Origin of the sequence: Thermomonospora catenispora (assembly GCF_006363815.1) — a bacterium.
In the GTDB taxonomy this organism is placed as follows: Bacteria; Actinomycetota; Actinomycetes; order Streptosporangiales; family Streptosporangiaceae; genus Thermomonospora; species Thermomonospora catenispora.
In genome coordinates, this window is sequence record NZ_RRYT01000027.1 from 34848 (window position 1) to 47845 (window position 12998).

At 73.7% G+C, this 12998-nt stretch carries 11 protein-coding genes; 3 read left to right on the forward strand and 8 right to left on the reverse strand.

The features are described 5' to 3' along the window. Window positions 1-58: 58 nt before the first annotated feature. Window positions 59-1342, reverse strand: coding sequence for an ABC transporter substrate-binding protein (locus EIO00_RS18805; RefSeq protein WP_140180785.1), 1284 nt, complete (start codon window positions 1340-1342; stop codon window positions 59-61). A 136-nt stretch (window positions 1343-1478) separates the two neighbouring features. Further along, window positions 1479-3116 (reverse strand): adenylate/guanylate cyclase domain-containing protein, encoded by a 1638-nt coding sequence (locus tag EIO00_RS18810; protein ID WP_140180787.1) that lies wholly within the window; start codon window positions 3114-3116, stop codon window positions 1479-1481. Between the two features lie 290 nt (window positions 3117-3406). On the opposite strand from EIO00_RS18810, the gene EIO00_RS18815 reads away from it, so the two are divergent. Further along, window positions 3407-3760 carry an SPW repeat protein gene (locus EIO00_RS18815; RefSeq protein ID WP_140180789.1) on the forward strand — a complete coding sequence of 118 codons (354 nt, stop codon included), beginning with the start codon at window positions 3407-3409 and terminating at the stop codon, window positions 3758-3760. Between the two features lie 124 nt (window positions 3761-3884). After that, entirely contained in the window at window positions 3885-4454 is a 570-nt protein-coding gene (locus EIO00_RS18820; protein WP_140180791.1) for a TetR/AcrR family transcriptional regulator, read from the forward strand. 97 nt (window positions 4455-4551) lie between these two features. Here EIO00_RS18820 and EIO00_RS18825 read toward each other — a convergent pair whose 3' ends face one another. Beyond that, window positions 4552-5049, reverse strand: coding sequence for a winged helix-turn-helix transcriptional regulator (locus EIO00_RS18825; RefSeq protein ID WP_140180793.1), 498 nt, complete (start codon window positions 5047-5049; stop codon window positions 4552-4554). An 89-nt stretch (window positions 5050-5138) separates the two neighbouring features. Between EIO00_RS18825 and EIO00_RS18830 the strand changes: the two genes are divergently transcribed. Continuing rightward, window positions 5139-6563: an MFS transporter gene (locus EIO00_RS18830; RefSeq protein ID WP_140180795.1), complete on the forward strand. Its 1425-nt coding sequence runs from the start codon at window positions 5139-5141 to the stop codon at window positions 6561-6563. Here the strand turns inward: EIO00_RS18830 and EIO00_RS18835 are convergent. From EIO00_RS18835 to EIO00_RS18855, 5 genes are all read right to left on the reverse strand, one after another. Further along, window positions 6541-7935, reverse strand: a complete 1395-nt coding sequence (locus tag EIO00_RS18835) for a vWA domain-containing protein (RefSeq protein ID WP_140180796.1) — start codon at window positions 7933-7935, stop codon at window positions 6541-6543. The two genes, EIO00_RS18830 and EIO00_RS18835, sit on opposite strands and share 23 nt — an antisense overlap. Before the next feature lie 6 nt (window positions 7936-7941). Continuing rightward, window positions 7942-8805: an AAA family ATPase gene (locus tag EIO00_RS18840; RefSeq protein WP_422100057.1), complete on the reverse strand. Its 864-nt coding sequence runs from the start codon at window positions 8803-8805 to the stop codon at window positions 7942-7944. A 2-nt stretch (window positions 8806-8807) separates the two neighbouring features. Next, entirely contained in the window at window positions 8808-9329 is a 522-nt protein-coding gene (locus tag EIO00_RS18845) for a hypothetical protein (protein ID WP_241661459.1), read from the reverse strand. Window positions 9330-9455: 126 nt separating this feature from the next. Continuing rightward, window positions 9456-11660, reverse strand: coding sequence for an acyl-CoA dehydrogenase family protein (locus tag EIO00_RS18850; RefSeq protein WP_140180800.1), 2205 nt, complete (start codon window positions 11658-11660; stop codon window positions 9456-9458). A 189-nt stretch (window positions 11661-11849) separates the two neighbouring features. After that, entirely contained in the window at window positions 11850-12998 is a 1149-nt protein-coding gene (locus tag EIO00_RS18855) for a glycosyltransferase family 4 protein (RefSeq protein WP_140180833.1), read from the reverse strand.

Below are 12998 nucleotides of genomic sequence, written 5' to 3' on the forward strand. Positions count from 1 at the left end.
TCTGTGGCCTCTCTCACCGCGGGCGGGACGGGCGGCGCCCGTCCCGCCCGCCGCCGATCTACTTGGGCAGGCCCTCGTCGTAGGCCTTCTGGAGGTTGCCCAGCACCCGGTCGGGGGTGGCCGAGCCGTTCATCAGCTTCTGCACCTCCGACACCCAGGTGTCGTAGAACCCGGCGACCGGCCAGTCCGGGTAGTAGGCCAGGCCGTCGCCGTCGGCCAGCCGGTTGAAGTCGTCGATCAGCTTCTTGGCCTTCGGGTTGGTGATCGCGGAGCTGTCGGCCGCGACCGGGATGCCGCCGGCGTTGCCGAGGGCGTTCTGGATCTGCTTCTTCATCGTGATGTCGATGAAGTCATAGGCCAGCTGCTTGTTCTTGGAGCCCTGCGGGACGACCCACAGGTTGCCGCCCGAGCCCAGCGTCATCTTCGAGCCGGGCCACACGAAGGTGTCCCACTCGAAGTCGGCCTCGGCGGCGACACGGCCGAACCACCAGCTGCCGGAGAACATCATCGGGTACTTGCCCTGCATGAACGCCACCCCGGCGTCCTCGGCCTTGGCGCCGACGGAGGTCTTGGCGATGTAGCCCTTCTTGACCCAGTCGGCGAACGTGGTGACGCCGTAGGTCCAGGCCGGGTCCTTGAAGTCCACCTTGCCGGTGTAGCGCTGGTAGGCGTCCACCCAGGCGCGGTCGGCCTTGGAGAGGGCGAGCTGGTAGACGAACTGCTGCGCCATGTACTCCGAGCCGGCGTTGGTCAGCGGGGTGACGCCCTTGGCGACGAACGCGTCCATGGCGGCGACGAGCTCGTCGAAGGTGGTGGGGACCTTGACGTCGTGCTCGGCGAACAGGTCCTTGTTGTAGTAGACCTGCACGTACTCGGCGTAGTTGGGGACGCCGAACCACTTGTCGCCGCCCATGACGCCCTTGGCGTCGTACTTGGCGGTGACCTGCACTCCGGCGGGGATGAGCTTGTCCCAGCCGCGCTTGGTGACCTCGGCGGTGAGGTCGGTCAGCAGCCCCTGCTTGGACAGCAGGCCCGCCGTGGCGTTGCCCTTGTTGTACTCCATGAGGTCGGGGGCGTCCTTGGAGTTGAGCACCATGGGCGCGGTCTTCTGGATCTGTTCGAAGCCCTTCTCCTCGAACTTCACCTTGACGCCGGGGTGGGTGCGTTCGAACTCCTTGATGGCCTCGTTCCAGGCGACCCCCATGGCGCTGTCGGGGCCCTCGTAGTGCCACAGCCGCAGCACGTTGGGGTCGGATCCGCCGTCCGACCCGCATCCCGCCAGCGTCGTCGCAGCGGCGGCCAGTGCCGCCAGGGCGGCCGCGACCTTGCGTACCTTCAGCATGTCTTCCTCCAGGGGTGGACGACCGCTTGCGCCCCGAACAAGCGGGTCGAGGTCGTCGAAGCGCTTAGTCGAAGCGCTTCGACAGGCGTGATAGGGAGGACGGTAGGGGTCGAACAGGTCACATGTCAACGGTGTGTTACGCGCCGATGTCCTCGACGGGTTCCGCGGGCGACGTCTGCGGGACGGCCGAGGGGAGCGTCCTGGGCCGGGCCAGCACGGTGGTCCGGGTCCGTCCGCGCAAGGTGACCTCCTCGCCCGAGGTCCAGCAGTCGGCCTCGTCGGGGTCGGCGCAGGCGACCACCGACCCGGCGGCCAGCACCCGCTCCGGCGTGCGCTTCGCCAGCTCGGTCAGCCGGGCCGCCTCGTTCACCGGGTCGCCGATCACGGTGTACTCGAAGCGCTCCTCCGCGCCGATGTGCCCGGCCACGGCCTCTCCGGCCGACACCCCCACCGCGGCCTGCAGCTCGGGCACCTCGGCGCGGAGCCGGGCGGCCAGCTCGCGGGCCGCCCGCAGCGTGCGGGCGGGGGCGTCCGGCAGGTCCAGCGGCGCGCCGAAGATGGCCAGCGCGGCGTCGCCCTCGAACTTGTTGACGAACCCCCCGTGCCGGCCGACCACCTCGACCACCACCGCGAAGAACCGGTTGAGCAGGCCGACCACCTCGGTCGGCGGCCGGTCGGCGGCCAGCCGGGTGGACCCGATGATGTCCACGAAGATCACCGCGACCTCGCGGATCTCCCCGCCCAGCTCGATCCCGCGCTCCAGGGCGAGGCGGGCGACGTCCTTGCCGACCTGGCGGCCGAACAGGTCGCGCAGCCGCTCGCGCTCGCGCAGCCCGGCGACCATGTGGTTGAACCCGGCCTGCAGCAGCCCGACCTCGCTGCCGTCGTAGACCGGGACCTCGGCGTCCAGGTCGCCGCGTTCGACCCGGGCCATGGCGAGGCGGACCGACTCGACCGGGTCGGCGATGGCGCGGGCGGCCACATAGGTGACCCCGAACCCGACCGTCAGCGAGGTGCAGGCCAGCGCGAGCGCCCCGATCGCCAGGTCGGTCGCGTCGGGGGCGTCGATCAGGAACGCCCCCGACGCCAGCGCGACCAATCCCAGCAGCGGCACCGCGGTGCCCAGCGCCCAGGCCAGCATGGAGCGGGCGACCACCCCGGGCAGCCCGGTGCGGCGCGGCACCTCGGCGCGCAGCGCGGTGACCACCGCCCGGCGCAGGATCCGTTCGGTGAGCAGGTAGACGACGGTGCAGGTGGTCAGTCCGCCGAGCGCGCCGGCGATGCCGACCTTGAGCGCCAGCGGCACCGAGAACGGGGCGTTGATCGCCACCCATCCGGCCGTGCCGATCGCCCACAGCGCCAGATGCAGGCTCATCAGCCGCAGCGGCCCGTACAGCAGCACGAACCGGTCGCGTTCGTCGCGGACCCCCTCGGCCTCCACCAGCCGCCGCACCCGGCGGAAGAACCGCTCGCCCAGCAGCAGTCCGACCGGCACGGCGGCGATCACGTAGGCGGTGAAGACCACCAGGTTGACCAGGTGCAGCCGGTCCGACCCGGCCTCGGGGGTCGGCACGATCAGCATGGTGAACAGCAGCACCACCAGGGCGCCGCCGAGGTTGGCGATCCCGGTGCAGACGGTCACCAGGATCCGGGCGCGCTGGGCGACCCGGGCGGGGGTGGTGCGGACGGGACCGTCGATCAGCCGCAACAGGGGGCCGAGCAGGCTCCGGCGGCGGTGCGGCGGCATGACCGGCAAAGGCCCGTCCCAGTCCATACCGGTGCAGACTAGCCCCTCACTCCCCCGCCCCCGGAGGGGATCCCGGCACATCCTCCCGGCCTGCGGGATCGCGACGACGAGGCGCCCGGCGGATGCCCGGGCGGCGCGCCCGGACGACGTGCCCGAACGACGCGCCCGGACGGCCGCCCGGACGACGGCTCGGACGCGGCCGGAGGCCCCTGCGGGTAAGGGTTTTGCTCTCCTCCGGGGAGATTGACCGGGCGGTCGATCAGGCACCCCTTTAAAAGGGATGAAACCCCACAAAAAGGATCTCCGGGAGGTGGCCTATGGGCAGATTCGCGTGGCAGGACGCGGTGGCGTTCGTGGCAGGTCTCGCGGCGGCCCTGGCTCCGGAGCTGTGGGCCGACCACGCCGGCCGGCAGCCCCTGATGGTGCTGGGGGCGCTGTTGGCGCTGGCGGGACTGTACGCGCTGCTCGGCGCGGCGGGCCCGTCGGCGTGGACGACCACCGCGTTCGCGGTGCTGGTGTTCGTCTCCCCCTGGGCGTTCGGCTTCACCGGTGAGGGCGCCGCGGCCTGGACGGCATGGCTGGCCGGCGGCGCGGCCGCCGTGGTCGGCCTGTGGACGGCGGTGCAGCCCGCCGCGACGCGCTCGTCGGCGGACGAACGGGCCGCCGCCTGAACGGACTCCGCCCGGCCCCCGGTCGCATCCGCGCCGGGGGCCCCGTCATGCCCGGACCATGATCGGGCACGGCCATGCCCGCGCCGTGACGGGGGAATCGATGAGGGAGAGGAAGGGGGAATCGATGAGAGGACGCGGACGCGGCGGCGACGCCCGGACCAGGATCCTGGACGCCGCCGAGGAGCTGTTCGCCGCCGACGGATATGAGGCCACCTCCACCGCCCGGGTGGCGCGGCGCGCCGGAGTGCCCAAAGGGCTGGTGTTCCACTACTTCCCGCAGAAGATCGACCTGCTGGTCGCGCTGGTCGAGGAGCGCACCCACATCGAGGAGCCCGGCGCCGCCCCGACCGCCGAGGACACCGCCCGCGACCCGGCCGGCGCGCTGGCGCGGCTGGCCCGCCGCCTGCCGCTGCGCGCCTCCCCCGCGATGCGGCGGATCCTGTTCCGCGAGGCCGACACCCATCGTTCGGTCCGCGACCGGCTGCACGCCCTCAACCGGGCCGTCCTGCACCGCGCCCGCGCCGCCCTGGAGATCGCCCTTCCCGGCGCCCGGGGCGACGCGGCCCGTCTGGAGGCCGCCGCCGCCACCTTCACCGCCGTCCTGCTCTACCAGGAGAACCTGGCCCATCTGACCGGCCACCACGTCGACCCCGAGGCGGTCGCCGAGCTGATCGCCCGTTCTCTCGGGACCTGACCCCGTCCCCGCCCGGCCGACGATCCGTCCGCTCCCCCGCCGAGCCCCCGCCCTCGCCCGCCTGAGGGCGCCCCGGAGCCGCGCGGGTCCCCGTCCCTCACGGACGGAGGGGGTCCAGCAGCCTGCGGGGCTCGGCCAGCGCCCGGCTCACCGGGTCGTCCCCCACCGGGCGGCCCGGCACGGGGAGCATCCGCACCTCCTCGGGGGGAACGATCCCGCCGCAGGACGGGCAGGACCCCGACGGGTCCAGCCTGGTCCCGCAGGCGACGTGCTCGAAGACGCGGGACGGCCCGTCCGCGCTGAAGTGCCGCTCGCCCCAGCGGGCGAGCATGTGCAGGGCGGGCCACAGCTCCCGGCCCCGTTCGGTCAGCTCGTACTCGCAGCCGTGCTTGGCCAGCACGCCCGCCTCCACCAGTGCCTGCAACCGGGAGGAGAGGACCGCGCGGGGCAGACCGAGATGGGCGAGGAAGTCCGAGAAGCGCCGCACCCCGTAGAAGGCGTCCCGGAGGATCAGCAGGGTCCAGCGCTCGCCCACGATCTCCAGCGCACGGGCCAGCGCGCAGTCCTGCCCTCGGTAGTCCTTGCCCAGCGCCATGTCTCCGATCCTAACGGGTCGGTTCATTGAATGAACTGACCGTGATACGGTCATGATCCGCATGGTTCATTCATTGAACTGGAGGTGTCATGGCCGTTGCATCGCCGCCGCACATCCGAACGCCCGGGGCCCGTCGGGCCGCGCTCGTGCTGCCGAGCGCCGCGACCATGCTGGCGATGATGAACTACTGCGCGCCGATGGCCACTCTGTCGGTGACCGCCGCCGGGCTGGGGGCGGGGGACGGCGCGCGGATCTGGCTGCTGGGCGGGATCAACCTCGGGTTGACCGCGACGCTGCTGGTCTCCGGCACCCTGGCCGACGACCACGGACGCCGCCGGGTGTTCGCCGCGGGGGCGGCCGTGCTGGCGGCGGCCAGCACGGCGTGCGCGCTGGCGCCGAACGTCGCCGTCTTCGTCGCGGGGCGCATCGTGCAGGGCGCGGCCAGCGCCGCCATGCTCTCGGCCGGGCTGGGCATGCTGGGGCACGCCCATCCCGGCGCCGCGGAGCGCACTCGCGCCACGGGCGTCTGGAGCGCGATGCTCAGCGGCGGCATCGCGATCGGCCCGATCGTCTCGTCGCTGCCGGCACAGACGGTGAGCTGGCGGCTGTGGTACTGGATCGCGGCGGCGCTGGCGGTGCCGCTGGCCCTGGCCGCCCGGTCGGCGCCCGAGTCCCGGGCCGACCGGCGGCGCGGCCTGGACGTGCCCGGCGTGCTCACCCTGACGGCCGGGGTGACCGCGCTGATGACCGCGATCACGCTCGGGCGCACCGGTTGGAACGACCCCCGCGTCCTCGTCCTGTCGGTCGTCGGCGCGCTGCTGCTGGGCGTCTTCTGCGCCGTGGAGACGCGCCGCCGCGAACCGATGCTGGACATGCGGCTGCTGCGCCGCCCCGGTTTCGCGGCGGCGACCCTCGGGGCCCTGGTCAGCGGGGTGGCGGTGATCGGGATGCTCACCCACCTGTCGACGGTGCTGGGGCACACCCTGGGGCTCACGCCCCTCGGCACGTCCCTGGTGTTCCTGGCCTGGTCGGGCGTGGCGTTCACGGTCTCGTTCCGCGTCGGACGGCTCAGCCCGCGGTTCGCGCACCGGCACCGCCTCGTGCTCGGCCTGTCGCTGTGCGCCGTGGGCGAGGCAGCGATGCTGGGCGCAGGCCCGGGGGACCCGTGGTGGCGGCTGGTCCCCGGCCTGGCGATCGCGGGCGTCGGCAGCGGCCTGTCCAACGCCGCGCTGGCCGCCCTGGCGGTCGGCAGCGTCCCGGCGGACCGCGCCGCGATGGGCTCGGGCGCCAACAACACCGCCCGTTATCTCGGCGCCTCGATCGGGGTCGCCATGGTCGCCGCCATCGCCGCCGCGGGCGCGGGCCGCTCCGCGGCCCCCGAAGCGGTCGCCCACGGCATCGACATCGCCCTGGTCGTCTCGGCGGTCCTGAACCTGGTCGCGGCGGGGCTCATCGCCGTCATATCCGGCCGCAGGGCCCCCGCGGACGCGGTCAGCTCGCCAGGTCCTCGATGAACCGGGCGAGCTGGGTGAGGTTGCGGCACTCGTGCATCGGAACGATCTCGCCGTAGGCGGCGGCGGCCGAATCGCCGGTGTTCCAGTGACGACGCGGCTCGGGGTTGAGCCAGTGGGCGTTGCGGGCCGCCTCGACCAGGCGGCGCAGGATCGGCAGGGACAGCTCGCCGTAGTTGGACCGCGCGTCGCCCAGGATCAGCAGCGAGGTCTTCGGGGTGACGGCGTCGCGGTACTTCTCGTCGAAGACCTTGATGGCGTGGCCGTAGTTGCTGCGTCCGGTGATCCACACCAGATCGGCCTCCCGCGCCATGGCGGTCATCGCGTCCGCCACGTCCATCCCCGGCGCGAAGAACCGGGTGATCTCGTCGGTGGTGTCGATGAACGCGAACGCCCGCACCTTGGTGAACTGCTCTCGCAGCGCGAACGTCAGCAGCAGCGTGAAGTGCGCGAACGAGGACACCGAGTCGCTGACGTCGCACAAGATGACCAGCTCGGGGCGGTGCGGGCGGCGGGGCCGATGGCGGGTGGTCAGCGGCACCCCGCCGGTCGACAGCGACGCCCGCACGGTCCGGCGGAAGTCCAGCCGCCCGCGCCGCGCCAGCCGCTGCCGCTGCGCCAGGCGGGTCGCCAGCCGCCGCGCCAGCGGGTAGACCTCGCGGCGCAGCGCGTCCAGGTCGGCGCGGCCGGCGCGGTTGAAGTCCAGCTGCTCCAGCGGAGGGCGGACCGCCAGCCGGGCGGCGCGCTGCACGTCGCTGTCCTCGGCGATGCGCCGCCGGACCTCGGCGGCGACCATCTCCTCAAAACGCCCGATCCGTTCCCGGAACCGCCGCCGGGCGACCTGTTCGGCCATCCCCCCGCGTTCCCGTCCCTGCAGGACGGCGTTCAGCAGCGAGGCCATCAGGGTGCTCGGGGACAGCGCCTGCAGCACCGCGGAGGAGAACCACGACTGCTGGCCGGGCAGCCGGCCGTAGCGGCCGACCGCGGCCCGGGCGAACTGGGCGAGCGCGGCCTCGTCCCCCTCCAGCAGCAGATCCCGCAGCTCCTGGCGCTCCCGTTGCACCTGGGGGTCCATCGCCGGCGGGATGGAGGAGTCCCGCTCCTCCGTCCCGCCCTCGGCGCGTTCGGCGGCCAGCGCCACCCCGTCGCCGAGCGCGGCCGGGAACCACAGGTCGAACAGCGCGTCGAAGACGGGACGGTGGGCCGGGCGTTTGACCAGGGCGGCCGCGTAGGCGGCGCGCAGCGCCTGGCGGTCCATCAGGTCGATGACGCCGAGCGCGCGCGCCGCGTCCAGTCCCTCGGCCACCGAGACCGGCAGCCCGGCGTCGCGCAGCGCCGCCACGAAGCCGGTGTGCCGGTCGATCAGCGAGCCCATCGCGGCTCAGCCCTCGGCCGGAAGCCCCAGCTCCCGGGCGGCCCGCCGCTGGTCGGAGACGTGCTTGAGGACCACGCCGAGGGTCCGCGCGACGGCCGCCTCGTCCAGCTCGTCCAGTCCGAGCGCCAGCAGGGTGCGGGCCCAGTCGACGGTCTCGGCGATGGACGGGGCCTTCTTGATGTCCAGGGCGCGCAGCGCGCCCACCGTGCGCACCAGCTGCTCGGCCAGGTCGGCCTCGATGCCGGGGACGCGGGCCAGCACGATGTCGCGCTCCCGCTCCGGCGTGGGATAGTCCAGGTGCAGGTAGAGGCAGCGGCGCTTGAGCGCCTCCGACAGCTCCCGGGCGGCGTTGGAGGTCAGCACCACGAACGGGCGGCGGACGGCGGTGATGGTGCCCAGTTCGGGGATGGTGACCTGGAAGTCCGACAGCACCTCCAGCAGCAGCCCCTCCACCTCGACGTCGGCCTTGTCGGTCTCGTCGATCAGCAGCACCGTCGGGCCGGTCCGCCGGATCGCCGTCAGCAGCGGCCGCTCCAGCAGGAACTCCTCGGTGAAGATGTCGTCGTGGGTGGTCTCCCACGCCTGGTCGGAGGGGGCGGCCTGGATCCGCAGCAGCTGCTTTTTGTAATTCCACTCGTACAGGGCGCGGGCCTCGTCCAGCCCTTCGTAGCACTGCAGCCGGACCAGCTCCGCGCCGGTGGCGGCCGACACCGCCTTGGCCAGCTCGGTCTTGCCGACCCCGGCGGGGCCTTCCACCAGCAGCGGTTTGCCGAGGGCGTCGGCCAGGTACACGGTGGTGGCGATGGCGTCGTCGGCCAGATAGCCGACCTCGCCGAGCCGCCGCACGACCTCCGCCGGTGAGGAGAACAACGTCACGAAGCCACCTTGGTATAGGTCTGGTTGGTGCCGCCGAACACCAGCCGGTCGCCGCCGGAGCTCAGCGTGACACCCCAAAAGGACGCCTCCCGCGGGTCGGTCCCCTCCCAGGAGAAGCGGAACCGGTTGGGCCCGTCGGGGATCACCTGGCCCGCCCACAGGGTGCGGCCGCGGGCGATCCAGGCGCCCGTCCCGTCGGCCCGGAAGACGAAGTAGTCCTGGGCCGGGCCCTTGCCCACCCACTTGCCGACCAGGGGTTTGACCTGGCCCGCCCGGACCTTCGGCAGCGGGGCCCCGGTGATCGGCACGTCCGCGCCGGTGATCGGGCCCGGCCCGCCGGGGACGTCGGACGGGAGCACGCCGCTGGTGGGCGCTCCGGCCGCCGTCCGGCCGGGGGTGCCGCTCGGTCCGCCCGCGGCCTCGGCCGGGCCGGGGTCCTCGCCGCCGGAGCAGCCCGTCAGGGTCAGCGCCGCCGCCGTGAACGCCGTCAGGAGGATCGAGCGCAACGAACCGGTCACGTGTGCCACCTCCGAATCGGGGGACTGCCGCAGTGTAACCGGGATCTTCCGGACACGGCCGGGCGCTCGCATCCCCTCGCCCACGGAGGGTCCCGCGGGATGCGAGCGCACGCGGCCGGCTCGGCGTCACTTGCCGGGCTCGGGGTCCCGGGGGAGGCCGAGCAGACGTTCGCCGATGATGTTGAGCTGCACCTCGGTGGTGCCGCCGTAGATCGTCATCGCGCGGCTGAACAGCATGGCCCGGGCCATGATGCCGCTGCGGGTCGCCGGCGTCTCGGTGGCGGCGGCCGCCCCCTGCGCGGCCCAGCAGTAGTCGGCCACGTCCTGGTTGAACTGCACGCCCAGCAGCTTGCGGACGCTGGCCTCGGCGCCGGGCTCCACGCCGTTGAGCTGCTTGAGGGTGCTGCGCAGCGCCAGCAGGTCGATGGCCTGGCCCTGGGCGATCAGGGCGCCGACCTCGGCGGCGGTCACCGGGTCCAGCTCGGCGCCCTCGAAGAACTTCAGCAGCTCGGGCACGCCCATGCCCAGGCCGCCGCCGGTCGACAGCGACACCCGCTCGTTGCTGAGGGTGTTGCGGGCGACCTTCCACCCCTCGTTGACCTTGCCGACCACGCAGTCGTCGGGGACGAACACCCCGTCGAGGAAGACCTCGTTGAACAGCGCGTCGCCGGTCATCTCCCGCAGCGGGCGCACGTCCACGCCCTCGGACTTCATGTCGACCAGGAAGTAGGTGATGCCCTCGTGCTTGGGAGCGTCGGGGTCGGTGCGGGCGATGCAGAAGCCCCACTGGGCCATGTGCGCGACCGAGGTCCAGATCTTCTGGCCGGTCAGCCGCCAGCCGCCCTCGACCTTCTCGGCCTTCATCGACAGCGAGGCCAGGTCGGAGCCGGCGCCGGGCTCGCTGAACAGCTGGCACCAGATCATCTCGCCGCGCAGGGTGGGCCGCAGGAAGCGCTCTTTCTGCTCCTCGGTGCCGTAGGCGACCAGGGACGGCACCAGCCAGGTGCCGATCATCAGGTTCGGCGGCTTGATCCCGGCGGCCTTGAGCTCCTGCTGGATGAGGATCTGCTCGACCGGTCCGGCGCCGCGGCCCCACGGCTCGGGCAGGTGCGGGGCGGTCCAGCCCTCATCGCCCATCGTGCGGTGCAGGGCCTCCTTGTCGTCCTTGAGCGGGGCCAGCCGCTCGGCGATCTCGGCGCGGATCCGCTCGCGCAGCGGCTGGGTGTCGTCGTCCAGCTCCAGTTCGATCGGCCGGCGGTGCCCGGCCAGGCCGAGCTCGGCGACGGCGGCCGCGTAGTCCTTGGCGGGGCCCAGCAGCGCCCGCAGGCTCAGCACGCGGCGCAGGTAGATGTGGGCGTCGTGCTCCCAGGTGAAGCCGATGCCGCCGAGGATCTGGATGCAGTCGCGGGCGATCTGCGCGCACGACTCGGGGGCGACGGCGCCGGCGACCGCGATGGCGAACTCGGTCTCGGGGGCGGGCTCCTCGTCGAGGGCGCGAGCGGCGTCCCACACCGCGGCGCGGGCCTTCTCCAGGGCGATCAGCATCCGGGCGGCCTTGTGCTTGACGCCCTGGAACTGCCCGATCGGCCGGCCGAACTGCTCGCGGACCTTGGCGTACTCCGCGGCGGTGGTCACGCACCAGGAGGCGGCGCCGACGCTCTCGGCGCCCAGCAGCACGGTGGCCAGCTCGCGAACCCGCTCGGTGCGCAGCCCGGTGAGCACCCGGTCGGCGGCCACGGTCACCTCGGCGGCCTCGACCTTGGCGACCCGGCGCACCTTGTCCAGGCTCTCCAGCGGGGTCACGGTCACCTCGGCGGCGTCCACCGCGACCCACTGCCGGCCGCCGTCCACCTCCACCGGCAGCACCAGCACATCGGCCAGGCCGGCGCCCAGCACCGGCTCGGCGGCGCCGGAGACCACCAGACGGTCGCCCTCCCGGCGGCCGGTCAGCCCGCCGGCCAGCGCCAGCGCGCCGGTGCGGGAGCCGTCGGCCAGTCCGGGCAGCAGCTCGCTCTTGGCCTTGTCGTTGTCGCTCGCGTCGATCGCGGCGCTGGCGAGCACGGTCGGCAGGAACGGCCCGGGGGCGGCGGCACGGCCGAGCTCCTCCAGCGCCACGGCCAGCTCGGGCGTGCCGTAGCCCTGCCCGCCGTGCTCCTCGGCCAGGTGCAGGCCCAGCAGACCCTGCTCGGCGAGCGCGGACCAGAACTGCGGTTCGGTCTCGGTGTCGGCGTCCAGCGCGGCGCGGACCACCTGGGGGGAGATGTGGCGCTCGGCGAACCCGCGCACCGACTCGGCAAGCGCCTCGTGCTCTTCGGTCAGCCCGATGGCCATTCGTCACCTTCTCTGCTGGTCAGTTGCTGGTCGCGCGGGTGGCTCCGGATATGTCCCGCCCACGTTCCGACGCAGATTCTAGAACAGCATTCTGTAGAAGGGACAGCCATCGACCGGTTCCGGCTCCGTCCCCGCGGCCGGCCGCCGTGCGCGAAGACGACGACGTCGTGTCCCCGTGTCCGCCGCGGATCACGCGGACCGCCCGATCACCTCTCCATAGAGATCGGCCAGTTCCTCCACCGCCTCCTCCTCGGTGGGCAGCGCGACGGCCCGCTGCGCGGCCGCGGCGCCGAGCCGCACCGCCAACGCCGGGTCGTCCAGGATCCGGGCGACCGCGCGTTCCAGGGCGGCGGCGTCCCCGGGCGGGACCAGCAGCCCCGCCTCGGCGTCCCCGTCCTCCCCGGCGCCCAGCAGCGCCGGGATCCCGCCGACCCGGGTGGCCACCAGGGGCCGCCCGGCGCGCAGGATCTCCTGGACGATCAGCGGCTGCCCCTCCCACACGCTGGGCACCACGGCGACGTCGGCGGCGGCCAGCACCTCCGGCACGTCCGAACGGCGGCCCAGCAGCCGGACCGGCAGCCCCTCGGCGTCGATCCGGGCGCGCAGCTCCCCTTCCAGGGGACCGTCCCCGACGACGGCCACCAGCGGCGGCGGGGTGCGGCGCGCCCAGCCCGCGGCGGCGTCCAGCAGGGTCGGCAGTCCCTTCTGCGCCGCCAGCCGGCCCACGGTGACCAGCAACGGCCGGTCCTCCACGCCCAGCTCGGCGCGGATCGCCTCCCGCTCCGCCAGCCCGGGCGCCGGGCCCGCGGGGGCGGGCGCCGGCACCAGCGCGCGTCCCACCCGACGCGCCCCGAGCTCGCGCATCCGCTCCTCCAGGTCGGGCGAGACCCCGAGGACGTGGTCGGCGCACCCGGCGACGATCCGCTCCAGCGTCCGGTACGCCATCCCGATCGCCCCGCCCGTGATCAGCGCGTTGTGCAGGGTCACCACGACCGGGACCCGGCCGCGGCCGGCCCGGGACCCGCCCGGCGCGATGCGGGCGCACGCCAGCGCCGCCAGCGCCCCCGCTCGCAGCCCGTGCGCATGGACCACGTCCGCGCCGGCCAACAACCGCCGCAGCCGCATCACCGCACGAGCGTCCGACGGCGGACGGGGCCGGTCGGCGATCGCCACCGCCGCGAACCGCGCCCCCGCCGCGGCGAATCCGAACATCTCCTCGGTCTCGGCCGGTCCGCACACCACGACGCGCGCACCGCGCCTCGCCAGCCCGGCGGCCACCGAACGGACGTGCCGGCCCACTCCCCCGGTGCTGCTCCCCAGCACCAGCGCGACCTTCAT

Excerpts from the sequence above, each read along its gene's own strand:
- EIO00_RS18805 (WP_140180785.1), bottom strand. The coding sequence starts at position 1,342 with ATGCTGAAGGTACGCAAGGTCGCGGCCGCCCTGGCGGCACTGGCCGCC.
- EIO00_RS18810 (WP_140180787.1), bottom strand. The coding sequence starts at position 3,116 with ATGGACTGGGACGGGCCTTTGCCGGTCATGCCGCCGCACCGCCGCCGG.
- EIO00_RS18815 (WP_140180789.1), top strand. The coding sequence starts at position 3,407 with ATGGGCAGATTCGCGTGGCAGGACGCGGTGGCGTTCGTGGCAGGTCTC.
- EIO00_RS18820 (WP_140180791.1), top strand. The coding sequence starts at position 3,885 with ATGAGAGGACGCGGACGCGGCGGCGACGCCCGGACCAGGATCCTGGAC.
- EIO00_RS18825 (WP_140180793.1), bottom strand. The coding sequence starts at position 5,049 with ATGGCGCTGGGCAAGGACTACCGAGGGCAGGACTGCGCGCTGGCCCGT.
- EIO00_RS18830 (WP_140180795.1), top strand. The coding sequence starts at position 5,139 with ATGGCCGTTGCATCGCCGCCGCACATCCGAACGCCCGGGGCCCGTCGG.
- EIO00_RS18835 (WP_140180796.1), bottom strand. The coding sequence starts at position 7,935 with ATGGGCTCGCTGATCGACCGGCACACCGGCTTCGTGGCGGCGCTGCGC.
- EIO00_RS18850 (WP_140180800.1), bottom strand. The coding sequence starts at position 11,660 with ATGGCCATCGGGCTGACCGAAGAGCACGAGGCGCTTGCCGAGTCGGTG.
- EIO00_RS18855 (WP_140180833.1), bottom strand. The coding sequence starts at position 12,998 with ATGAAGGTCGCGCTGGTGCTGGGGAGCAGCACCGGGGGAGTGGGCCGG.